This is a genomic window from Paenibacillus uliginis N3/975, from assembly GCF_900177425.1.
GTDB classification, from domain to species: Bacteria; Bacillota; Bacilli; order Paenibacillales; family Paenibacillaceae; genus Paenibacillus_AQ; species Paenibacillus_AQ uliginis.
Genome location: NZ_LT840184.1, coordinates 4,471,042 through 4,493,907 on the forward strand (window position 1 = coordinate 4,471,042; position 22,866 = coordinate 4,493,907).

The 22,866-nt window shown below is 46.3% G+C and carries 18 protein-coding genes and 1 pseudogene; 3 read left to right on the top strand and 16 right to left on the bottom strand.

All coding sequences use genetic code 11. The features are described from left to right. The first annotated feature begins 498 nt into the window (after nucleotides 1-498). Entirely contained in the window at nucleotides 499-1,572 is a 1,074-nt protein-coding gene (locus tag B9N86_RS21315; protein WP_208915151.1) for a M42 family metallopeptidase, read from the top strand. 65 nt (nucleotides 1,573-1,637) lie between these two features. Beyond that, nucleotides 1,638-2,477: a sugar phosphate isomerase/epimerase family protein gene (locus B9N86_RS21320; protein WP_208915152.1), complete on the top strand. Its 840-nt coding sequence runs from the start codon at nucleotides 1,638-1,640 to the stop codon at nucleotides 2,475-2,477. Nucleotides 2,478-2,574: 97 nt separating this feature from the next. On the opposite strand, the gene B9N86_RS21325 is transcribed toward B9N86_RS21320, so the two are convergent. From B9N86_RS21325 to sigK, 16 genes and pseudogenes are all read right to left on the bottom strand, one after another. Continuing rightward, entirely contained in the window at nucleotides 2,575-3,648 is a 1,074-nt protein-coding gene (locus B9N86_RS21325; protein WP_208915153.1) for a saccharopine dehydrogenase family protein, read from the bottom strand. 59 nt (nucleotides 3,649-3,707) lie between these two features. Beyond that, a complete protein-coding gene (locus B9N86_RS21330) occupies nucleotides 3,708-4,160 on the bottom strand; it encodes a MarR family winged helix-turn-helix transcriptional regulator (RefSeq protein WP_208915154.1) in 453 nt (150 codons plus the stop codon). Nucleotides 4,161-4,412: 252 nt separating this feature from the next. Continuing rightward, a complete protein-coding gene (locus B9N86_RS21335; protein WP_208915155.1) occupies nucleotides 4,413-4,772 on the bottom strand; it encodes a YxeA family protein in 360 nt (119 codons plus the stop codon). A 27-nt stretch (nucleotides 4,773-4,799) separates the two neighbouring features. Further along, the gene (locus B9N86_RS21340; protein ID WP_208915156.1) at nucleotides 4,800-6,731 is read right to left on the bottom strand and encodes an FtsX-like permease family protein; all 1,932 of its coding nucleotides are present in this window, start codon (nucleotides 6,729-6,731) and stop codon (nucleotides 4,800-4,802) included. After that, on the bottom strand, nucleotides 6,718-7,485 hold the full coding sequence (locus B9N86_RS21345) for an ABC transporter ATP-binding protein (RefSeq protein WP_208915157.1): 768 nt from the start codon (nucleotides 7,483-7,485) through the stop codon (nucleotides 6,718-6,720). The genes B9N86_RS21340 and B9N86_RS21345 overlap by 14 nt, the downstream gene beginning before the upstream one ends. A gap of 187 nt (nucleotides 7,486-7,672) precedes the next feature. Next, nucleotides 7,673-8,038, bottom strand: a pseudogene (locus B9N86_RS21350) (sigma-70 family RNA polymerase sigma factor); the annotation flags it as partial. A 243-nt stretch (nucleotides 8,039-8,281) separates the two neighbouring features. Further along, a complete protein-coding gene (locus tag B9N86_RS21355) occupies nucleotides 8,282-9,031 on the bottom strand; it encodes a PIG-L deacetylase family protein (RefSeq protein WP_208915158.1) in 750 nt (249 codons plus the stop codon). A gap of 26 nt (nucleotides 9,032-9,057) precedes the next feature. Beyond that, complete coding sequence (locus B9N86_RS21360; RefSeq protein ID WP_208915159.1) at nucleotides 9,058-10,053, bottom strand: N-acetylglucosamine kinase; 996 nt, start codon at nucleotides 10,051-10,053, stop codon at nucleotides 9,058-9,060. Beyond that, nucleotides 10,053-11,561: an argininosuccinate lyase gene (gene argH, locus B9N86_RS21365; RefSeq protein ID WP_208915160.1), complete on the bottom strand. Its 1,509-nt coding sequence runs from the start codon at nucleotides 11,559-11,561 to the stop codon at nucleotides 10,053-10,055. Before argH ends, B9N86_RS21360 begins: the two co-directional genes overlap by 1 nt. A gap of 4 nt (nucleotides 11,562-11,565) precedes the next feature. Then, nucleotides 11,566-12,330: a creatininase family protein gene (locus tag B9N86_RS21370; RefSeq protein WP_208915161.1), complete on the bottom strand. Its 765-nt coding sequence runs from the start codon at nucleotides 12,328-12,330 to the stop codon at nucleotides 11,566-11,568. Between the two features lie 122 nt (nucleotides 12,331-12,452). Beyond that, complete coding sequence (locus B9N86_RS21375) at nucleotides 12,453-14,993, bottom strand: NEW3 domain-containing protein (protein ID WP_208915162.1); 2,541 nt, start codon at nucleotides 14,991-14,993, stop codon at nucleotides 12,453-12,455. Between the two features lie 114 nt (nucleotides 14,994-15,107). After that, on the bottom strand, nucleotides 15,108-16,835 hold the full coding sequence (locus tag B9N86_RS21380) for an ABC transporter permease (protein ID WP_208920600.1): 1,728 nt from the start codon (nucleotides 16,833-16,835) through the stop codon (nucleotides 15,108-15,110). 14 nt (nucleotides 16,836-16,849) lie between these two features. Further along, complete coding sequence (locus B9N86_RS21385) at nucleotides 16,850-17,929, bottom strand: ABC transporter ATP-binding protein (protein ID WP_208915163.1); 1,080 nt, start codon at nucleotides 17,927-17,929, stop codon at nucleotides 16,850-16,852. Between the two features lie 57 nt (nucleotides 17,930-17,986). Then, on the bottom strand, nucleotides 17,987-19,072 hold the full coding sequence (locus B9N86_RS21390; protein WP_208915164.1) for an extracellular solute-binding protein: 1,086 nt from the start codon (nucleotides 19,070-19,072) through the stop codon (nucleotides 17,987-17,989). Nucleotides 19,073-19,512: 440 nt separating this feature from the next. After that, nucleotides 19,513-20,691, bottom strand: a complete 1,179-nt coding sequence (locus tag B9N86_RS21395; RefSeq protein ID WP_208915165.1) for an ROK family transcriptional regulator — start codon at nucleotides 20,689-20,691, stop codon at nucleotides 19,513-19,515. Nucleotides 20,692-21,021: 330 nt separating this feature from the next. Next, a complete protein-coding gene (gene sigK, locus B9N86_RS21400; RefSeq protein ID WP_208920607.1) occupies nucleotides 21,022-21,552 on the bottom strand; it encodes an RNA polymerase sporulation sigma factor SigK in 531 nt (176 codons plus the stop codon). A 513-nt stretch (nucleotides 21,553-22,065) separates the two neighbouring features. Here sigK and B9N86_RS21405 point away from each other — a divergent pair. Then, the gene (locus tag B9N86_RS21405; RefSeq protein WP_208915166.1) at nucleotides 22,066-22,563 is read left to right on the top strand and encodes a 4'-phosphopantetheinyl transferase family protein; all 498 of its coding nucleotides are present in this window, start codon (nucleotides 22,066-22,068) and stop codon (nucleotides 22,561-22,563) included. Nucleotides 22,564-22,866 lie beyond the last annotated feature (303 nt).

Genomic DNA, 22,866 nt, shown 5'->3' on the forward strand with positions numbered 1-22,866 from the left:
TGGAGTCAGGCAATTCGTACACCTCCGGCTAAGTATATGTTGCTTTCGCAAGTTGGGGATTATAGACATTTCGCTCTTTATCATTATGGTTTGAATTGACTTTCTTTATGTATGTTTGGTAAATCATCCATATAAAAAACAGCTTCAAGCACTTTGCCTAAAGCTGTTTTACGTACTGGCCTTAACATTGATCATTCAGATCAACACATACATCAACAAAACCACCAGCAAAATAAAGAGCACTAGCACCAGCAGAAACTCACTGGCTTTGCCATGCTGACTGTATAAATCGAGGGTATGTTGTTTCATATAATGCTCCCTTCTAAGGCAAATACGGTAAAGCAAGTTCAGTACAGTATACTCGTTGTCACCGGTATAGGTGCCTATGCATTGACGAAGGTTAATAAGGCCATGTGATAGCATGGACTTTTCGACGCTGGAAGAGCATACTAGAACATGAATCTTATACATACCTTCGAAAAAAGGAGCGAACACATTATGAATCAATCGACAATGGATTTGCTACGGACTTTAACAGAATTCCCGGCGGCTCCGGGCTTTGAACGTGAACTGCGTTCATGGGTTAAGGATGCCCTCTCCCCATATACAGACGAATTCCTGCAGGATCGCTTAGGAAGCATCTTCGCGGTCTTGCGCGGAAATGATGAAGGACCTCGGGTAATGGTGGCAGGTCATATGGATGAGGTAGGCTTTATGGTAACGGGAATTACGGAAGCCGGCATGATCCGCTTTCAGCCTTTAGGTGGTTGGTGGAGTCAGGCTGTGCTCGCACAGCGGCTGCAGATTATTACGGATCAAGGTCCGATCACTGGAGTGGTTGGCTCCATTCCTACCCATCTGTTGGATGAAGCACAGCGCAGCAAGCCGGTTGACATCAAGACAATGTATGTAGATATCGGTGCGGATAATAAAGCGGAAGCCGAATCGTTCGGTATCCGTCCAGGACAGCAGATTGTTCCGATCTGTGAGTTCACTCCACTTGCGAACCCCAAGAAAATCATGGCGAAAGCCTGGGATAACCGCTATGGTGTTGGACTGGCCATTGAGCTTGTAAAAGCTCTTCACGGTGAAAAGCTTCCTAATACCGTATATGCTGGAGCTACCGTTCAGGAAGAGCTCGGTTTGCGTGGTGCGCGGACATCAGCCAACCTGATCCAACCGGACATTTTCTTCGGACTTGATGCCAGCGCAGCGAACGATATGATGGGTGACAAGAGTCAGTTCGGACAGCTCGGACAAGGCGCGCTGCTGCGCATTTTCGACCCAACGATGCTAACGCACCGCGGGATGGTGGAGTATGTTCAGGACACAGCCGACACTAACAAAATCAAATACCAATACTTTGTATCTCCAGGCGGCACAGATGCAGGACAGGTGCATTTGAGTGGGATCGGTGTTCCTTCCACGATCATCGGCATTTGTTCAAGATACATCCATACTTCCTCATCCATCATCCATACAGATGACTACGAAGCAGCCAAAGAACTGCTTATTAAGCTGGTTAAAGGATTGGACCGTACGACATTGAATACGATTTTGGAGCGGGCGTAACTGGGTATAAGGCTTACAAGTCACGCTGAACAGACTCGATTACTCACAAATGGAGGGACTTCTTCGTGCTACAAGGATTAACACGTGCTGGTTTAGGTGAAATTGCAAATGATGAGCAACTCATGGAGCTGGCATCCCAGTACCATTTTCAGAGTGTGGATCTTGAAGCCAAAGAGCTGGTTGACCGTCTCGGAGCCGAAACGGCTGTCGAACGTCTTCTGGAACTCAATCTTACGATCGGAGCCATCGGTCTTCCGGTTGAATGGAGAGCCGACGAGCACACATTTTTAAAAGGAATAAGTCAATTACCAGCAGCGGCAGCTGCCGCCTCTGCCTTGGGATGTACCCGATGCTGCACATACGTCCTTCCCTCAACAGATTACCCGGCTGCACATTTCATGGCAGTTGCAACCAAGCGCCTTCGGATATGTGCTAATATCCTCGGCGCTTATGGAATCAGGCTCGGCCTGGAGTTTGTCGGTCCGCATCATTTGCGCACACAATGGAAAAATCCTTTTATCTGGACAGTCGACGAAACACTCGATTGGATTGATACGATTCACGAACCGAATGTCGGACTATTATTCGACTCCTATCATTGGTACACGAACGGTTTGAACGAATCCGATATATTGCGTCTGAGAGCAGACCAAATTGTTCATGTACATATCAACGATGCGAAAGACGTACCGGTAGAGGATGTGCTGGACAATGACCGTGTTTACCCAGGTGAAGGTGTCATCGATTTAGCAGCATTTTTAAGAGGACTGCATCAAATCGGGTATAACGGGCCTGTAGCTCAGGAAATTCTGACCCCGTCCATCCCGACCGATTCTCCTGATCAACTTGCTGCCCGGTCTCGCCAAGCCTTTGACAAGGTGTTCCAGGCAGCCGGATTGCTGTAGGCAACAGAACTGACAAAAAAGCCACAACTATCAGTTACAGTAAAAAACAACGCCTAAGGCACCTGCTCAAGTAACAGGCAGCTGCTTTAGGCGTTGTTTAACTTTTCCAGCCTTCTTCGAAGGTAGCCCACGCCTTTAATTCCTCGAATAGCTCCATAGGCTCGAATAATTCCTCTGTATGAAAAATACCAGGGCGGTAATCTTGCAGATACATTTTTTTTGCTATGAATGCTGCTGTTTTTCCCGTTATAAACGACTCACTCTGTCCATGAATCGAACATTCATAACAGACGGATTGAGCGTTATTTATACCGTTTGCACTAACTTTTGCAGCATATACCTCTGTTCCCAAGTGAAATTTACTTAGCAGATTGATCATAGAACGTCGGACGGCAGGATATTGAAGTGAGCGATATACGCCTAACTTTTTCATTAAAGCGATTAGGCGGGTTATCCATGACGAGTCGAAACAAATACGTGTGGAAACTGAAGAAATGCCCAGCGTTTCCGGTAAAACATGTTGATCTGAAAAATTAAATCGGTAAGCTGTTCTTCGACCGAATTTACCGGGAAAATCCGTCGTTTTACCTTCCTCTAAACTTCTCACTTGTTTGTTTACTCCATTCTCAACCACGGAAAAGCTCGAAGCTATATTATCAACCATCCACTCTATTGCAGCATGACCATGCTGCTCTCCCAAACCTAACATAATAAAAATATCAGCCGAATGAACCTGATCCATTCTATTCACGCATTGTTTAACCAGCATGTTGGTAAGTCCTGGCGCTAACCCGACACTTAATACCGAAGTCGATTCCAACGATGTCATATGTTTCTCAATACTTCTTACTTTGGATAAAAAGTCATGCGACGCAGATATATCGATATAGTGTATTTTCTTTTGGAGACATCTCTCTACGAAATTAGTGTTGTCTTGATCCAGGCACATGACCACAATCGTTCCCTCCTCCAGAAGGTCGACTGCGTTGATATCATGTGCATCCAGTTGAATCGGAATCACTTTATTGCCGGTAGTTGCAGCAAAACGTGCAGCTTTATCAAAACTTCTTCCAGCAGCATAAACTTTTCCGGGAAACAAATCTCCCAGGCTGCTGCATATCACTTGGCCTACTTGACCATAACCCCCAATGACTACGATCTTGTCTTTCATATGTTTATCCTCCGAAGATCCATTATAGTATAGGTACTAAACTATTTATCCAAAAAAAATTATTTGCGTAAAATATCATTTAGTGTTTCGATGCACTTCTCAAAAATTTCGATCTCCTGTTCGTTAAGCTGTGAACGAAGTTGATCATAAAACTGAATATGCACTTCCTCGTGCGCCTTAAAAGCCTCCTTCCCTATATCGGTTAGTGAAATGATAGTCGCTCTGGAATCATGTGGATGTGGCGAACGTGTCACCAAATCTTTCGCTTCCAGACGAACGATAAGCTGGGTGACCGCACCTTTTGTAACAGCGAGACGCGCGGCAAGCTCGCTCATCAGCACGCCTCCCTCGTATCCAATCGCTTCAATTGTGTGAATTTCACTGGGGGTCAGAGAACCGGCTTTACCAAATGTATGCGGGTGGCGTTCTAACCGCCGGAGCTGCAATATCAATCGGCCAAGATTGCGGCTTCCTTTGTTGTTGTCAGATGACAAGTGATTTGATTTATCCATGATTTTAGTTTAGTTGCTAAACATAACATTGTCAATGGGGGGCTTAAAAAAGGTCCATAGACCTGGAACACCCCTTCTGTCTGTTGTGAGACGCTTCGCGTACGAATCGTCCTCTCCGCTGCTTCGTGCATACATCTACTGTAAAAGATCTAAACATAAAGAAACCGTTCTTTTGTAAAATGGAGGTGCGACCCAACCACTTACGAAAGGAACGATTTCTTTTTTAGATCATTTATCTTTCTTCTGTCTAGGTTATTCAAATTTCTCTTTTGCTTTTTCCGGTAGTTCATCTTTTGTTACCTCTTGCCAAGATGTTACTCCTTTCTCTTCCTTAACATAAAGTCTTAGAAAAGCTTCTTCACGAAGTTGTTTTTGCGCTGTAAATGTCATCATTTTTTCTATTCCTTCTTTGTTAATCGCTTGTAAGGTGTATTTGTAGTCTTCAAAATGCTGGCCATTAGCTGCTTTAACATCTAATTTCTCGCCTTTCCCTTTAATTTGAACAAAGTATTCGTCTGCACCAATCCTGTTTACATTTACATTCTGAATAAAAATCAAGAACCCAATTACAAGTACCGCTATTACCGAAACAGATATGATTATTTTTTTCATTGTTCTACTCCTCGTATAATTTATTATTTAATTCGATTTCGTCACTATTTTGTAGTAAGCATTTACTGTTAAGAAGTAGTACACGATATAAATACAGGTATATACCCCCATGCAAATGACTACTGGAATGACTAGATTTGTTTGTAATAATTTTGATAAAGCAGTTAATGCCACAATACTATGAGCTGATCCTGCAAGTAATGGCAGGGCAAAAACAAACAACACTTGCTTCGCAATTGATTTTCGTACTTCTTTTTTGTTCACTCCTATTTTGTTAAGAATCTCATATCGACCTTTATCTGAGTTAGCTTCTGTTAATTGTTTAAAGTAAATGATACTTCCTGTTGCAGCCAGGAAGACTAATCCCAGAAATCCACCCATGAATATTAGTAGTCCTGATGATTCTAACCCTGAAGCATAGTTTGCATAAAAACTGGAGAATGCTGCTTCATCTGGTACGATCGATTGAATGTCTTTTGTTAATTGTTCTGCATCATCTTCATTCGTGATGTTATACACTTCCATGTATGTTGGATTTGCTTCTTTCTCTAATTTCGCAAATAATTCATCACTGACAACTAGAGAAGTGTAGGCAGTATAAAGATTGAGGACACTATATTTCTTTAAATTCGTAAATGTAATCTTCTCATCACTTCCATTAAGCTTTAAAGAAATCGTGGCTCCTACATATTTTGGTGACATCCCTTCCATGTAGACTGCGTCTAACGCAGCTGCTTCATTAGCTTTTAAAGAAAGGAAATCATTACGATCTTGTGCTTTTGCTAGTTCGTTAAAATGACTGTTTGAAATAATCGTATATTTCTCTTCATCATTAGAAAATTTATCTTTTAGGTTTGTTATATCTGCATCTAGTTGAAGTGTTGGAATCGATTGATGAAATACAACGTTATGATCTTTATTGTTTGATACGATATCTTCAACAAGTTTTGTTAAGTTCTTGTCCGTAGCAATAAACATCATGCTATTGGGATTTATTGTCTCTACACTACTTCTGTTGTTGTAATACAAACTGTATGCCGTTCCAACCGCTGTTAATGTTGTGGCACTTAGTACGGCAATGATGGTTAGCGTACGAGCATTCCCTTTAATGCGGTATAGAAGTTGGGACGTCCCTATGATGTTAATTCCTTTCCAATAGTTCTTTTTATTCTTTCTTGACATTTTTAATAGGTATACAGTTAATGTACTAAATAACAAATACGTACCCAGAATAACCGTAACTAAGATTACCATTGGAGTTATCGCAAAACCTAAAGATTTCCAAACATTCGACTCAAGAAAGTTTTGAAGCGCTATCCAGTAACCTAAACCAATTAGAATAAGAGATAATAAAGCAACTATAATAGATGCATTTGGTTCTTGTTCTCCTTCTTTATCGGCCTGGAATAAATCAATTAATTTAAAGCGATAGATAAGTCTATACCCTTGGAATGAGGTAATTAGTGTAATAACAACAAAGACTAAGACCGTGTTAATAACTGCTTCAGATGAAATTGAGAAATTCGTGATTGCTTCATATCCCATAACCTTCATTAAAATGGACACGAAAAACTTTGATAATACAGAGCCAATTAAAATTCCGATCACGAGTGCTAATATTCCCATAATAAAGTTTTCATAGAAAAGCATACGACCAATTTGCTTTTTACGCACACCCAGTAAAGAATATAAACCGACTTCTTTTTTACGTTTCCTTGTAAAGAAGGAGTTAGAATACCATATGAAAATAGCCACAAAAATCATTAAAACAAATGCTGCACCACTAAAAACAGAACTAATTTTTGGTGACCCATCAGAAGTGGCTTGAATCGTTGTATCATATTTCAATGAAACGAATGTAAAGTAAATGACTATACTAAAAATCATCGAAGCAAAATATAAAAAATAATTATTGAAATTTTGCACTATATTTTTTTTAGCAATACTAAATAATGTCACTGTGCCCACCTCCAAGAGAAGACAGGACATATAATACCTTTTGGAAGAAATCCTTGCGGGATTGCTGCCCTTTCAGAAGCTCCGTAAAGAGTTGACCGTCTTTTATAAATAAAACTCGTTTACAGAAACTTGCTGCGTACGCATCGTGCGTTACCATCAGGATCGTTGATTTATTCTTTTCGTTTAATGTGCTTAAGCTTTCTAGTAAACTAGTGGCAGATTTTGAATCTAATGCACCTGTTGGCTCGTCAGCTAATATTAAGCTTGGATTTGCAACAATGGCACGAGATGCAGCTGCTCGCTGCTTTTGACCTCCAGATATGTGGTATGGGTATTTATCTAAAATTTCTCGAATACCAAATGTATCCGCGATTTCATTGACGCGTTTTTCGATTTCTTTCACTGGAACTCTTGATAATGCAAGTGGAAGTAAAATATTCTCTTTTACCGTTAAGGTATCAAGTAAATTGTATTCTTGGAAAATAAAGCCCAACTTATTGCGACGAAAATCCGATAATTGAGCTTCCTTCATTTTGACGATATTTTGACCAGCGATAATGATTTCTCCTGATGATGGTGTATCGATTGTGGAGAAAATATTTAAAAGCGTGGATTTACCAGCACCAGACGGACCCATGATTCCGGTAAATTCACCCTCTTGAATCTCTACATTAATATCTTGTAGTGCTGTATACACATTTCCTTTGGCACCAAAAACTTTTTGAACATTCTTTGCTTGTAAGATTGGTTTCATATTTGTGTCTCCTAAATCGTAAGTTTAAAATTTCTTCTGTCTTCAATAGTTATAATAAACCTTGAACCTTACACCTTTTTAATTTAAACCTTACATAAAGCTTAAATAGAAAAATCTCAAAGCAAATTCGCTTTGAGATTAATTTAGAAAGTATTTTCGCTATTAGTATGGGAATACAATCGACACTCTACCTTTTGGCCTTATAAAACTCATGGTTCAATGCCCGCTTCTCAATCCGTGATACATAGCTGCGCGAAATCCCGAGCTCCTTCGCGATCTCCCTCTGCGTCCGTTCCTCACCGCCTGCCTCAAGGCCGAAACGCCCGATGACCACTTCCTTCTCCCGTTCGTCCAAAATGTCCAGATTGCGGTAAATCTTGCTCTTTTCAATCTTCAACTGCACCGCATCCACAATATCATCAGCCTCTGAGCCAAGGATATCTATCAATGTGATTTCATTGCCCTCTTTATCCGTTCCAATTGGATCGTGAAGAGATACGTCCTTGCGGGTCTTCTTCAGGGAACGAAGATGCATCAGTATCTCTATTCTAATGTCAGTAGTGTAGCTGTCCAAGTAAGCCTCGTTAGTATCGTCTTAACCGAATCGCGCTTTTCGATCAAATCATGTAGAACGATTAACAGGATTTGCTTGTCCGATTTTTAGAGATTACCAGCTGCATCCATGTGCACTACACATTCGCACTAGCAGATGCTTCCATGGATCAAAAAAATGCCACTCGCAGAGGAACGGCAGGAACAGTATCGAGAATCAGAATGTTCAATCAAAAACAACTTATTACATCAAATCCAACATCGGCAGCTCGTTCAAAGCCAGTACCGTCTCCTCTTGCATCTGCTGACCATTGGCGCGAACCAATGTGTAATATTCATAGTCACAGATGACTGTATAGTCGTCGTCCATGACCCCGGGATAGGCGCGGTTTACCGAGTAAATCTGGCTCTGGTAGGCTTGTAAAGCCTCCCCCTTGTGCTGACGAAAGTCACTGATATCGACTCTCACCGTAATCGGGCACGTATGCTTCGGCCCCGAATCCTTGCAATGGTCGTAGTAATGGGGAATTGAGGTAAAATATAATGATGGCTGCTGCCCCTCTGGGTATTGCGCTTCTGCCAGCACGACCGCCTTAACTACTGCTGCGGAAATCGCGATATGATCAGGATGTCCGGTAACTCCGTCCGGTGGAAACGTAAGGATGACATCCGGCTTCAGCTCCAAAATAGTCGATTGAATTCGATGGGCCAGCGTTTCCAAATCGAGTGACTTTAGTTCGCCATCTGGATAACGGTATAGAATGAGGTCGGCAAAACCCAGTACGGAGCATGCGCTCCGCAGCTCCTGCTCACGAAATCGGGCCAATTCTTCGCGGGTAGCGAATTGAAATTCTCCCGACTTCCCCCTGCATCCCGATGTAGCGCACGCCAGAAAAACCTCGTGCCCCGTGCTGCTGAGCTTCGCGATCGTGCCTCCGGCTGCAAAAGATTCGTCATCTGGATGGGCGAACACGAATAACCATCTTTTCTTCATTTCCCTCCCCCCCTACTGTTCGTATCTTACTGAACCTTAGTAGATACCTTCGTTTCCAAATAAGAAAGTCCCATGGCTGTTACACCGTAAATCGGCTCCTTCCGAGCCTTGTCCCATTGAACCTGTGGAGCATGCGCTTTAATCTTGTGCATTAACATATCCCGAACGTATCCTTCGTGTTGCAGAACGCCACCCAGTAGTATCATTGTAAATGGTTTATTCTGGAACGACAAATGACGTATAACCGCTGCGACAGCGATAAACAGCTCGTGAGCGGCCACCTCCAGAATTTGATGCGCTTCCTTGTCTCCGTCAGAGGCTGCTTGGCCAACCGCACGGGAGAGCTCACTTACTTTTTCGACGGAATACTCGGGGCCATATACCCAGTTGAACAAATCCTCTTCATTTTCCATACCCAAATGCGGGAGCACCCATTTACCGAGCCGAGTACCCTCATTCCGCCCGTCATAAGCCTTGAGAATCGCCATCACTGCCTGCTTGCCGATCCAATAGCCGCTGCCTTCGTCACCGACCCGATGACCCCAGCCTCCGGCTCTGGCCGTCTGTCCTTGATCGTTGATGCCGAATATGATCGACCCCGTTCCGGCAATGGCCAGAATCCCCGGATCGCCGTCTGTTGCCCCGAGGAGTGCAGCGTAGCCGTCGTTTTCTACGATTAGATGCTTGACCTGTATCGGCAGCAGCTTCAGCACTTCCTCTACCAATCCAGTAATAATGCGCCGGTCGTATTCCGTATCTAGTCCCGCAAGGGCGAACACGGCGCATTCCACTTCAATCTCTACATGCGATACATCAATTCCGTTCCTCTCACACAAATCCGCGACCGCTTCTTCAATCCCGACTTTCAGTTCGCGGATGACCCCATCTTTCCCACTGCCTTGGTAATTGGAGGAACCGCCCTTTCCTTGTCCGAGTATATTCCCCTGCCTGTCTGTAAAGACCGCAAGGCACTTCGTCCCCCCGCCGTCGATAGCAAGCAGAGGGATGGTGTGCTTATCCATCAAGAACCACTCCACTCTAGGATGACTTGATCCAAATGCTGCAGCGCCTGCTCAATTTTACTTTGTGCTTGCCCAAGCCAATGAACATGTGCGTGATGCTGGTTCATCCGAATGTCGATCATACGATTAATTTCCTTCGGGCTCGGCCCTCCCGGCAATGAGCGGATCTCTACAAAATGCACAGGGTCGAGCGCCTCGCGCAGCGTCTCCTCGCTAAGAGAAGAATCCCGTCCGATGTGGCACTGTGCGCTTTCGTTGACGATGAACAACGTAATCTCGTTAGCCGCTAGGCCTTGCGCCAAGGACAGCTTTACCACGTCACTGACGATATGATGCGCTTTTCTGAACGACAAGCCGTCCGTGCGGACAAGCGTGTCCGCCAGCTCGGTTACCGTGGCGAAGCTTCCTTTCGTTCGCTCGCGAAGCACCTCTTTGTTCACTTCCATCGTACCAATGACGGCAGCGAACAAACGATACATTTTATCCATAATGTCGAGGCTTCTCCACGCATAAGGCTGCATATCGTCTTCCGTATCTACGATATCCCCGAACGGCGTATTGTGAATCATCGACAGCACCGTGTTCGTATTGCCTACGCAGCTCGACAACAAAGCACGCATATGCTCGAAGGAGACGGGATTGCGCTTCTGCGGCATAATCGAGCTGATCTGCACATACGGAGCTGCCACCTTTAACGCGCCGAATTCCTGTGTACACCAGAGCAGCATATCTTGAACGACTCGACCTAAATTGATTGCCGCCAGCTGCACGGCCGTCGCCACTTCACCCAAGTAATCAGCACCGCCGATCGCGTCATACGAATTGTCGATAAGCTCGTCGAAGGCGAGCAGCTCCATCATCTGCTCCCGACTAATTGCAAAGCCCGACGTCGTGAGCGCCGCTGCTCCCATGCTGCTTCGGTTGCAGTTCGTGAAGGACGCCATCATCCGGCGAATATCCCGATTGAGCGAATCGACAACGGCCATAAAATAGTGCGAAAGTGTCGTCGGCTGAGCCTGCTGCGTATGAGTATAGCCGATCATAAGCGTATCTGTGTGGTCTTTGGCGAATAGCAGCAGCTGCTCATTGAGCTTCAGCGCGGAGGTCAACGTCACGATCAACTTCTCCCGTAGAACCATGCGATAAATGGAAATGCCCATGTCATTGCGGCTGCGCGCCAGGTGCAAATTGCCTGCGATATCACCCGCATGCTCCAGCATCTGATGCTCTACCTGAAAGAACAAATCCTCGAACTGTCCCGTATAGCTAGCTTGGCGAAGCGCCTCCGGGTCGATCGACCGGATTGCTTTGGCAATTTGCTTCGCTTCGTCGGTTGATACCAATTGCTGCTTTTCCAGCATGATCAGATGTGCCTTGTTGATCGCCATCATCGGGCCCAGCAAATTAGTCTTGGCCTCGTTAAATGCCGGCTCCAACACAACCTCTGTATACGTTTTGCCGGGAAATGCGGCCCCTTCGGTCTCCAACCATTGTTCACGATATCCCATAGCTCTATTTAGCCTCCTTGTTCGTCTTTTTTTTCATATCCAACCATTCTTGTATCAATAAGTTCATATTGCGGCTTGCTTCTACTACGATTGTCTGCCCCGCCTCCAAGGAGCACTGCTGAATATGTCCTGTGTAGCCGTCCCAGCCTTGAGGGGTTCCTTCTACTAATACATAAGGCAAAGAAGATAAAGGAGGACACGAATCTAATTCCAAGTCCGATTCCTGTACGGTTACCATTTCCGGGCGAAGCGCCTTGACGGCGGACATTTCATACGGACCGCCATGCCCTCTTCCTGCCGTCCCTTGGAACAGTCCTAACTGCTGCGTGAAATCGACGCTCGCCATCTGCCACCAGTTGATAATAAGGAAGCTGGCGTCGGGATAGGTGCTAGTCACCGATTCGGCGACGACTCTGGCTGGGCCCATATTGCCGTCATGAGCGTTCAGCAGCACGATATTGCAGATGCCAAGACGGCAAATCCCTTCGACAACATCAGTAAGATACTCGATAAAAATCGAGGGGCGAACCGATATTGTTCCGGGATAGTGCTGGGTTTTGCCCGGGCAAGCCGAGAACGGAAGCGTCGGATAGATCAAAGGACGCAGAGCTGCATCAACCCGCTTCGCGAATCCTTCCGCCAAGATCGTATCGGTTCCGAGTGGGGAATGCGGCCCATGATATTCCACTGACCCCAAGGGCACGACCGCGAATTGCGCACTTTCCGTCACATGACTGATTTCTCGCCCGTGAACTCCGATTACATCCATATACTCCTTAAACCTCCGCTTCTCCATCGTATTGGGGGACCCAATGGGGCCCCCGCTACCGATGTTGTGATGTTGAGCTAGCTTACATGTTAAAAAGGTCACTTCGTGATCAAAAGCGAACTTTACTGATGTTGACTAATCATATTTACGAACATGCGAATGGAGCCTGGAACTAAAGCTGGAATCTCGCGATACCAGACCAATGAACTGTAAGTATAGATTCCTTTGCCATAATGCGCCGTCAGGAATGTGCCCGTAAACTCCTTCTCGCCCGGATCCCCGTTCGAAATGAGCGCCGTATATTCCTTGCCCCATTCCGACGGATTGTAGGCAGAGCGGTCTTGAATCCAGTTGTTCCAATCCTGATCCGTAATCTTGTTTGGAGCATTGAACATCGGATGATCTGGCGCCAGCATCGTCACTTTGGAATTCTCGTCCGTTACGCGCCACTGAATAAGCGGTGATCCGATCTTGATCGGGTACGGGGCAAGATCAGGTGACCATTTGTCTTCAGGCTTATGATATTGAACAACAAGGTTGCCTCCATCTTTGACATAGTTCAGCAGACGCTGATTGCTCGGTATCAATTCCGGACGGAATGCGTATGCGCGAATTCCAAGCACAATCGTGTCATATTGCGAAAGATCCCCGGATTGGATGTCCTTCGCTTCCAGCTTTACGACATCGATGCCCACTTGACTCAAATATTGGTAGATGTTATCGAAGCCGCTGGATACGTAGCCTACCTTCAATTTGTCCGGAACCTTCAGGTCGAAGGCTTGGATCTTGAGCTCGGCCGGTTGCACCATGTACGTCTTTCCGATATGCGGATACTCGATGATCTGCGCACCATGCGTGCTTTGCACATTGCCGTTCTTTGCAACAGCCATCACGGTAAATTTGCCAGGCACGACGTTCGAAGCAGCTTTGACCGTGAACGCGACGGACTTCGTTTCGCCCTTAGCGGCAAAGCTCAATTCTTCAACAGCCGGCTCGGCCGTCCAGCCTTCCGGTACGTTCAGCGACACCGATGCTTTGGAAGCGCCCGGCGTATAATTGCGCACCGTAACCTTCATCGGAATCGGCTCTCCCGGCTTAAGCGTATTCAGAATCGTTGCGCTCGGGCTGAGCGACATCGAGTACGGTGGCAATACCGCTACTGCATTTTGCGGCGTAACGTTCAATGTCGTTGCCGTATTGAACGCCTGATATTCCACCTTCGCGTTGAATACCGAAGGGTCATAAGCCTTGAACAGCGGCGCGTCCGCAGGAATCGTCACCTCGAAGGTGGCTGATAGCGTCTCGTTGTAGCCTAACTCATCGAAACTGGTCACTCCAACCGGCTTCGCCGTCCAGCCTGTAGGTACGTTCAAGCTCAGGTTGATCTTGCCTAATTTCGTGGAACCGCCATTAAAGGCTGATACGACGACCTTCGTCGTTTGACCGGCAACAAGCTCGCTCGCTTCCGGCTTCACCTTCGCCACGACGGACGCCGATTCCATGCTCGCTTTGTTCAACTGCTCTTCTTTGACATGAAGCCGGTGAAGCAGATCCTCCTTGGTCGCCGCCTCTAAGCCGGATGCCTTGACATCGGCTAGCGCCATCTGTACGTCTGCTTTCATTTCATGCACTTCTTTCAGTACTTTGGAGAAGCTCGGGTAAGCGGCAACGACTTCATTCGCATCCTTTTGCAAGGTGCGCAAATCCTTGACGACCTTGTTGTCTTTGCCCTTCGCATCGATCTCTTTCGCCAAATCCTCGAAGGTGAATGCAATGCCGTCAAAGAAGTCGTTCTCTTTCTCCTTCGATTTCACCGTGCTCAAGTCGAGCTTGTAGTAATTGTCCCCTTGCACAGGGCCCTCATCATACACCCTTCCCATGCCTTGGCTCTTATGCATGAAGCGGGATTCTTCTCCAAGCTGAAGGTAAGAAGCCCCATAGGTTTCATTGTATTCCCCGACCGGCGCTTTCACGGTATAGTCCTTAGAGCTGCCAGGCAGGTACAGCTTCTTGATCTGCCAAGGCTGAAGCCCTTTTTGCAAATGTTCAGGAAAAATGTCTGGATTCGCCGCATCCTTAAACGCCCGAACAGTAAGCACGTTGATCGTCCGGTGATGTCCGTGTGTAGAGTTTTCATTCAAAAACGAAGGAATGATTACATCCGGGCGCAGCTCGCGAATTTTCCGAATCAATCGTTCGTAAGCGACCGATTCGCCCCATTTCTCCAGCGTCTCTTCCACGCTCTTAGAGAACCCGAAATCGAAAATCGGGTCATCCGGCTGCTCGCCAAGCATTCCTAACGTCACATTCGTGATCTTGGAAGCTTCCTGCAGTTCGTGGGTGCGAATAATGCCGAGGGCTTGCCCCAGCTCGCTCCCGATTTCGTTCTGTCCTCCTTCTCCTCGGACAGCGATCACGCTGGAGGTGTTAACCCCTCTTCCCAAGGAAAGATATGCCAAGGTCGCGCTGTGCTCATCATCCGGATGAGCCCCCGTGTTCATTGCGCTGGCAATCGTCGTCAGCGGTTTAATCGACTTCCACAGATCGACGACTCCCCGATCCGCATACGCGGGATGAGCTTGCGTGGACAACAGCACACTGCTTGCCAGAACCGTGCTCATAACAATGGAACACAACTTTAAAGTCGACTTACCTTTGATCATCAAATCCCTCCTATATGGTGGAATGTTTTTTTCAGCTGGAAATGGCCAGTTTCCCCGCTGTATATCATGACGTGGATGATGAACCCCTAGGTGTTCCCACGAAATGACCGTTACTTACACGGCCGTGCTGTCGCCCGTTATTTTTCGCGAAATGAAGAGCACGATGATGATCAGGGTAATTTGCAGCACACCGTACGCACAAGCTGTACCGAACTCAAATGAATACATCCGCTGGAAAATCTCGACGGAAAGCGGCGTACTCTTTGCGGTGAAGAGCAGGATGGATGATACGAATTCTCCGATGCCCTGCACGAACGCGAGCAGCGTCCCCGCTAGAATGCCGCTTAGCGCCATTGGAAACACAACCCGCCTGAAGCTGTACCACCAGGATGCGCCCAAGTTGCGAGCTGCCTCCTCGACCGATGCATCCATCTGAACCAGTGTCGCCGAAGTGGATCGGAACACAAGTGGTAAATGCCGGACAAAATACGCCAAAGGAAGAATCCAGAAGCTGCCGATCAGCACTTGGTTGAAGCTGAATATAGTAGGCTCGCTGAAGGCGGCAATCAGGTTAACCGCAACAACGGTTCCCGGCAGAGCCCATGGAAGCATGATGAGCACGTCAAGCAGCGTCTTTCCTTTAAATTTCAAGCGAATCATGGCATACGCGGCAGCGACGCCGAAGATGACATTGCCGATTGTCGCCACGAAGCTCATCTGGAAGCTGTTTGCAATTGGTCGCCACGTTTTGCTGTCGGTAAACAGCTTCACGTAATGCTCAAGCGTGTATTCTGGCGGAAGGATTTGCGTCGTCCACGTGCCGTCCGTCGAAAGTGAAATGAGAACGAGCACGAAAATAGGAAGCAGCAGAACGATTACGCCAATGATAGACAGGATCATCGCGACGTACTTGCCTACGGCGCTTTTCACTTCCGTGCGATGGACGCTGATCCCTTTACTCATGTTCTGATAATTGCGCCGCCCTTGATACCAGCGCATCACAAGCAGGAACAAAATCGAAACGACGGACAAGATCGTGGACTGCGCCGCAGCCATATCCAGATTGCCGTTCGTCCGGGACAAATAAATCTGCATCGTCATCGTCCGCTCGATGCCAAAGATGAGCGGAGCCGTATAGGAAGCCATCGCGATCATGAAGACGAGCAGCGACGATGCGACCAGCGCCGGTGTCAGCATTGGCAAAATGATACGCCGCCATATATAGAGTCGTCCTGCGCCAAGACTCGCTGCCGCCTCCTCCAAGGACGGATCGAGACTACGGATCGCAGAGGAAGCCGTCATATAAAAGTACGTGTACATCGTGAAGGTATGTACTACGAGCACACCCCAAATGCCCTTCAAGGAAAACGGCACCTGATCGAGATGAAGCAGCTCTTTCAGTGCTCTCGGGATAATGCCGCTTTCGCCGTACAAAAACGTAAACGACAATACACCGACAAGCGGCGGCAATGCCATCGGAACGAGGACGAGGACGGCCAGTATTTTCCGGCCGGGGAACTCGTAGCGCTCCAACAGGAAGGCCATCGCAACACCAACGATCGCACAGGTGATTACGCTTAAGACAGAAATATAAATGCTGGTCCAGAGTGCCTCCAGATTGGACGTATGCTCCAAGCTAAAAAACCGGGAGTAGTTGGCGACCGAAAATTTGTCCTCTACCTGGATACTTTGGATGAACGTTTGGAACAACGGATATACGACGTAAGCCAAGAGCACTAGAAACAGCGGTGCTACCAAGACATAGACAAAATAGGGCGATTGCGTGAATGAACTTGTTCTAAGCTTAGGTGTTTTGGGTGCTTTGGATATTTTGGTTAACATCATTCATCCCCTCTCTATCCCAAGAAATAGATGCTTTCTTTCGGAATGAACAGGGAGATTTCTTCCCCGCGTCCGCGCACTCGATGCCCTTGATTGACGAACATCGCTTTCAGCTGCTGGTCTGCCACCTGCGATACATAGTTCACGCTTACGCCCGTAAATTCGGAAATTACCACGTTACCGTTAACCACATTGTCGCCGGACTCTCCTTGCAGAGCCTCGCGAACCGATTCCGGACGTATGGACATAGCCACGCTCTTGCCCGCTTCTAGCTTGCAATTCGGCGAGGCATTCGCAATCAACCCTCTCAGACTAAGGCCCGGAGCGATACGAACGACCGCTTCGTTGCCTTCGATTCGTTCTACGGTTCCTTCCCACAGATTGGACTCCCCGATAAAGGAAGCGACAAACCGGTTGACCGAGCGATTATATATTTCTTCTGGACTTCCAATCTGCTGGACAACACCACCCTGCATAACCATGATCCGGTCAGACATCGCCATCGCTTCAGCCTGATCGTGCGTCACATAGATTGTGGTAATTCCCAGCTCCAGTTGAAGTCTCTTAATTTCAATTCTCGTTTCTTCTCTAAGCTTCGCATCCAAGTTCGATAGCGGTTCATCCAAGAGCAGGATTTGCGGCTCAATGACGAGCGCACGAGCAAGGGCAACCCGCTGCTGCTGGCCTCCGGACAGTTGATCGATACGGCGGCTGCCGTAGCCTTCCAAATGAACTTGCTTCTGCGCGCGTTCGACGCGCTGCACGATTTCGGATTTAGGGACTTTTCTTACCTGCAGACCGAATGCGATATTTTCAAAAACGGTCATGTGCGGAAATAACGCATAGTTTTGAAATACCATTCCCGTATTTCGCTTGTTCGGGGGAAGCGTGGTGACATCCTGATCACCGAACATGATGCGGCCCTCGCTCGGATAATAGAATCCTGCGATCATCCGCAGCGTCGTTGTTTTGCCACAGCCGCTCGGTCCAAGAAAGGTGAAGAATTCCCCCGGTTGAATCCGAATGTTAACGTCTGTAACACCCTTGACGTTTCCGAATTGTTTACTTACCTGATCCAGTATGACCTCTATCAAGTCGGTTTCCCCCTTAAGTAAAATGTTCAGGCGGAGGAGCTCCTCCGCCTGAATGCATTATTTGGAACCTTTTCCCTTAATGTTCTCGTCCCAATGCTGCATCCATTCCTTCTCTTTCTCTGCCATAACGGCCCAATCGATATCAAGCGGCTTCAGTTCCAACCCTTGTAACCATGCCGGAAGCGTATCTTTGCTGATGTCTGTACGTGTCGGGATTTGATACAGCTTCTCTGCAAGCTCAACGCGCAGCTTGGAATCGAAGAGGAACTCGTAAAATTTCATTGCCGCATCCTTGTTTTTCGCGCCCTTGACAACTCCGACACCATCAACCAGAATCGGTGCGCCGCTAGCAGGATAAATAAAGTCGAACGGCTGCTTCTGCAGCTCCTTCTGGAGCATAATGTCCTGTAGGTTCCACAGCGACAGCGTGCCTTCCTCTCGTCCCAGCTTCAGGTACAGGTTGGTCGGGTCTTGCGCATATTCCTTCGTATTCGCGTCGAGCTTCTTCAGCCATTCGTATCCTTTTGCAGGGTCGCTAGCATCTTGACGGAAAATCATCGAGGAGTAAATCGTTCTCATCGTTCCGGAAGCGAGCACGCCGCGAATAATAATTTTGTCTTTATATTTCGGATCCAGCAGATCATCCCAATCTTTTGGAGCATCTTCCTTTTTCAACGCTGTGGAGTTATACATAATTACTTCCGGCAGCAGCATCTCACCGTACCAGCGATCCTGGCTGTCTTTGTACATCGCAGGAATGCTGTCGGCGAAGCTCGGCTTTACGCTTTCGAGCAGATCTTCATCCGCAGCCGTCATCAGCGCCGATTGCGTGCCGCCCCACCAGAAATCCGCCTGCGGGTTTGCCTTCTCCCCACGAACGCGCTCCAATATTTGCTGCGCCCCCATGGTGAGAACTTCGACTTCCATTCCCGGATTTTGCTCTTCGAACTTCGGAATAATTTCTTCCACGACGTTTTTATCTCTGGCTGTATAAATGACCAGCTTCTGCTTCTCGGAACCCTTATCTCCTGAATTTTGACCGCCTTCAGAAGTGCTTCCACCACAGGCTGTGACCGTCAGCATTGCAATGCTGAGGACTGTTCCTATCAACCACTTTTTTGCCTTTCCCTTCGACATTTCCATGAATTGACCCCCTAAATTTAAAATTTTCTTCGTTGATCTTGCTGTATCGCATGAATTCATCTTCGTTAGACGAAATGAATCTTAGCCAGGACTTGATCAAATGAACATATAGGACATATCACAGCCGCGTCTGTGCAGCTTATGAACCGAAATATGTTCTCCTTTTCAAGGGTGACTGATTGGTAAGTGAATCAAAAGTAATCCGGAGAATCCTGAACTCTTCAGGCAAGTAGAAATTCCGTTGAAGCTGATTGTCAATTTCTGAAGTCAGTCTGAAGTACTTAGAAGTACCTTAGAAGTCATGAATTATGAACTCAGAAGGTGTGTATACACTTAGAAGAAAAGTAAGCGTTCGAAGTAAAAATCTAGTAGGTGGTGTTGTTGTGAAATTTGTATTTCTCAAGACTTTGCGCTGTACAGCTCGCAGCAAAAGCATTGAATTATCTTTGAAATTTAGGAGTGGATGGGAACGCCTCCAGCGTGCAATGAATGGCCCCAATGAGTCCAGCCTGATCGCCTAGCGAGGCCATCTTAATCTGAGGAGCGGAAGGAACCCAGTCGTTTAACCATTGTTGTATTTTATAAATCCCCTCGTCCCCGATATGCATCATTTCTCCGCTAAGAATCAATAGCGCTGGATCCATCACACTTGTTAGATTGGCAATGCCATAGGTCCAGTGCCGACAGATATCGTCGAGCAGTGCCTGAGCTTGTTTCCCCCCTCGATTCGCCTGATCAACGATTTGCTTAACGATACTCGATCTCTCATCAATTGAAGGCAGAATGCCTTTGGCTTTGTCGTAAATGGCCCATACGGAGTAATTGCGCTCGAATACGCCATATTCTCCCTTGGTCTGATTACCGACCGGACCAACCATCATGTACCCAATCTCCCCGCTCGCCTCGTTGGCTCCGCGATACAGCTGACCATCGATGATAATTCCGGCGCCAATCCCAGTGCCCGCATACATATATACCAGATTGGTATGACCGACGCCTATGCCCTTATGAAATTCACCAAGCGTCATCAGGTTCACGTCATTCTCAATGACCACGGGCAGCCCTAAGATTTCTTCGATCTCCTGCTGCACCGGCAGCCCCATCCATCCCGTACTGGGAGCATAGCTTACCGTTCCGGCGCTTCGCTGGGTTATGCCCGGCAAGCCCAGGCCCATGCCAAGCAGTCGTTCTTTATCGAATCCGCTTTCAAATAGCAGGGCCGCAAGCCCTTGCCTGATGCTCTGGATGGCCATCTCGCCATTCATCGGATGAGGTAAGCTGGTCGTGCGTTGAATCAGCAGCTCCCCTTTCAAATTGGCTATAGCCAGCTGCAGAGTGCTGCCTTCGAATACCGCACCAATAACACCATAAGCTTGAAAGTTATATTCGAGGAGGATAGGCTTCCTGCCGCCCTTTGATTCTCCCACGCCGACTTCGCTAATTAGGCCTTCCGTAATCATCTCGTCAACGAGAGCTGATACGCACGGACGGCTTAACTCCGTTAATTTCGCCAAATCAGCTCTTGATACCCGGGGGTTTTCTTTCAACTGATGAAGGATGCCTTCTCGGTTAATATGCTTCACCAGCTTGGCGTTTCCCGTTTGGCCTTTGTCAATCAATAAGTAGTCCCCCCTTTTGTTAACTTAGGTAAAATTAAGTTAGTTAAAATTATTAACAAAGTCTTATTGGAAATATTTTATTGTATGCGCTTCCAAATTGTCAACAATAATTTTCTTCATCTTTCCATATTTATATCTTTTTACGTTGTCTGGGTGAATATTTAGCCCGTTCCAATAACTTACATGTATTATTGGCAAGTACAGTAAGTTAGGAAGAACTGACGGAAAGGCACACCCATTATAATTACCGTTCAAAACGCCTAAAGTATCTGCTCAGTTAAGACGCAGCTGCTTTAGGCGTTCTTTGTAGGGTCATATTGAAATCGCAATCTACCTTTTGGCCTTATAAAACTCATGATACAACTTCATCAATGCCCGCTTCTCAATCCGTGATACATAGCTGCGTGAAATCCCAAGCTCCTTCGCGATCTCCCGCTGCGTCCGTTCCTCACCACCTGCCTCAAGTCCGAAACGCCCGATAACCACTTCCTTCTCCCGGTCGTCCAAAATATCCAGATTGCGGTAAATCTTGCTCTTTTCAATCTTCAACTGCACCGCATCCACAATATCATCAGCCTCTGAGCCAAGGATATCTATCAGAGTGATCTCGTTCCCTTCTTTGTCTGTCCCAATCGGATCGTGGAGAGACACGTCTTTCCGCGTTTTCTTCAACGACCGAAGATGCATCAATATCTCATTCTCGATACATCGGGCCGCAAACGTGGCAAGCTTCGTCCCCTTATTCGGGCGGTAGCTCTCAATCGCCTTAATCAGACCGATCGTTCCGATCGAAATCAGATCTTCCAGATCCTCGCCCGTATTATCGAATTTTTTGAGGTTATGGACACGATGCGATGTCAGTTGTTATCCGATCTATGAATCCATAACTTTAAGCAGACTTTTTTACACGTCGATCTTATTAAAGGGTTAACTTAACATTTTAGCATTGAGAAAACACCTCCTGCCGCTTGAGAATACAGCTCAATTGGCAATTACCATCCCTATTAAATCGGTAGTAAGCTTTTTATCCACTCGTTATCCTTGTATGATATGCAAGATCACTCATTGCCCGGATTGTGGAACCAACTCAAGCTGCATCACAATGCTTACAATGTCAAAAAACATTTGGCAGATGTCGTAACGGAACAAGTCTATGTTTCACCTGTTTACTATAAATCTGCATTTATCCATAACAGAAATAATTAAATCTAATTTACTTCCTAAGCCGTTCATCCCAAACAATGTAAGGCCCTAGTTGTCCTCAATCTATTATGTTAAAATGGGAGAAGCTCATTTTACATAAAACAATACATAGTCCTTATTTTTCCCATATAGAATCCATGCTAGCTAATCTTTTTCTAAGGGGATGAGAATATGCCGCAAATTATCGCATTAGAAATTAATAACAAGCTTAGCTCTAATACTTTTCGTATATTACTGGATCATCTCCCAGTGGAGAAACAAGCTAAGATTCGTTCATTTCGGCGATACGAAGATGCGTTACGAACACTATTTGGTGAATTATTAGTTCGAACATCTGTAATGGAGATGTATCAAATTCCAAATAACTGCATCCAATTTAATTCCAATTGTTACGGCAAGCCATTTCTAGTACATCCCGAACCATTTCATTTTAATATATCCCATTCCGGTCATTGGGTTGTACTCGCCATCGATTCGCACCCAATAAGCATTGATATTGAAAAAATCCAGCCTTTCGATCTTTCAACAGCAGAATGCTTTTTTTCAAAAAACGAGTATGCTGATCTAATCAGAAAACCTCCGATTGAGCAATTATCATATTTTTATGACTTGTGGACCCTTAAAGAGAGCTATATTAAATATATCGGAAAAGGGTTATCTCACGTCTAAACTCGTTTAGTATCCAGTGCGACAATGGTGTATTTAAACTTACCTCTCAAGAAGAGGCGCCTTGTGTCTTTTTCAATCAATACGATATCGATCCGGATTACAAACTATCCTTATGTTCGTTATCCCAAAACTCACCTTCTATTGTATTAATAAAGTCATGTGATGAGCTTATAAAACAATTTTCAGCAAAAATATAATACATATAGTCCAGGCTCAAAACTAAAAATCCAACATTGTTTGTTGAATCGCCTCTCGACGGTCTTCCTAAAAAAGGAACAGCCCAGTTAGAAAATTTCGCGTAAT

Excerpts from the sequence above, each read along its gene's own strand:
- B9N86_RS21335 (WP_208915155.1), bottom strand. The coding sequence starts at position 4,772 with ATGAAAAAAATAATCATATCTGTTTCGGTAATAGCGGTACTTGTAATT.
- B9N86_RS21315 (WP_208915151.1), top strand. The coding sequence starts at position 499 with ATGAATCAATCGACAATGGATTTGCTACGGACTTTAACAGAATTCCCG.
- B9N86_RS21380 (WP_208920600.1), bottom strand. The coding sequence starts at position 16,835 with ATGTTAACCAAAATATCCAAAGCACCCAAAACACCTAAGCTTAGAACA.
- B9N86_RS21360 (WP_208915159.1), bottom strand. The coding sequence starts at position 10,053 with ATGGATAAGCACACCATCCCTCTGCTTGCTATCGACGGCGGGGGGACG.
- B9N86_RS21370 (WP_208915161.1), bottom strand. The coding sequence starts at position 12,330 with ATGGATGTAATCGGAGTTCACGGGCGAGAAATCAGTCATGTGACGGAA.
- B9N86_RS21405 (WP_208915166.1), top strand. The coding sequence starts at position 22,066 with ATGCCGCAAATTATCGCATTAGAAATTAATAACAAGCTTAGCTCTAAT.
- B9N86_RS21355 (WP_208915158.1), bottom strand. The coding sequence starts at position 9,031 with ATGAAGAAAAGATGGTTATTCGTGTTCGCCCATCCAGATGACGAATCT.
- B9N86_RS21390 (WP_208915164.1), bottom strand. The coding sequence starts at position 19,072 with ATGGAAATGTCGAAGGGAAAGGCAAAAAAGTGGTTGATAGGAACAGTC.
- argH (WP_208915160.1), bottom strand. The coding sequence starts at position 11,561 with ATGGGATATCGTGAACAATGGTTGGAGACCGAAGGGGCCGCATTTCCC.
- B9N86_RS21345 (WP_208915157.1), bottom strand. The coding sequence starts at position 7,485 with ATGAAACCAATCTTACAAGCAAAGAATGTTCAAAAAGTTTTTGGTGCC.
- B9N86_RS21375 (WP_208915162.1), bottom strand. The coding sequence starts at position 14,993 with ATGATCAAAGGTAAGTCGACTTTAAAGTTGTGTTCCATTGTTATGAGC.
- B9N86_RS21325 (WP_208915153.1), bottom strand. The coding sequence starts at position 3,648 with ATGAAAGACAAGATCGTAGTCATTGGGGGTTATGGTCAAGTAGGCCAA.
- B9N86_RS21330 (WP_208915154.1), bottom strand. The coding sequence starts at position 4,160 with ATGGATAAATCAAATCACTTGTCATCTGACAACAACAAAGGAAGCCGC.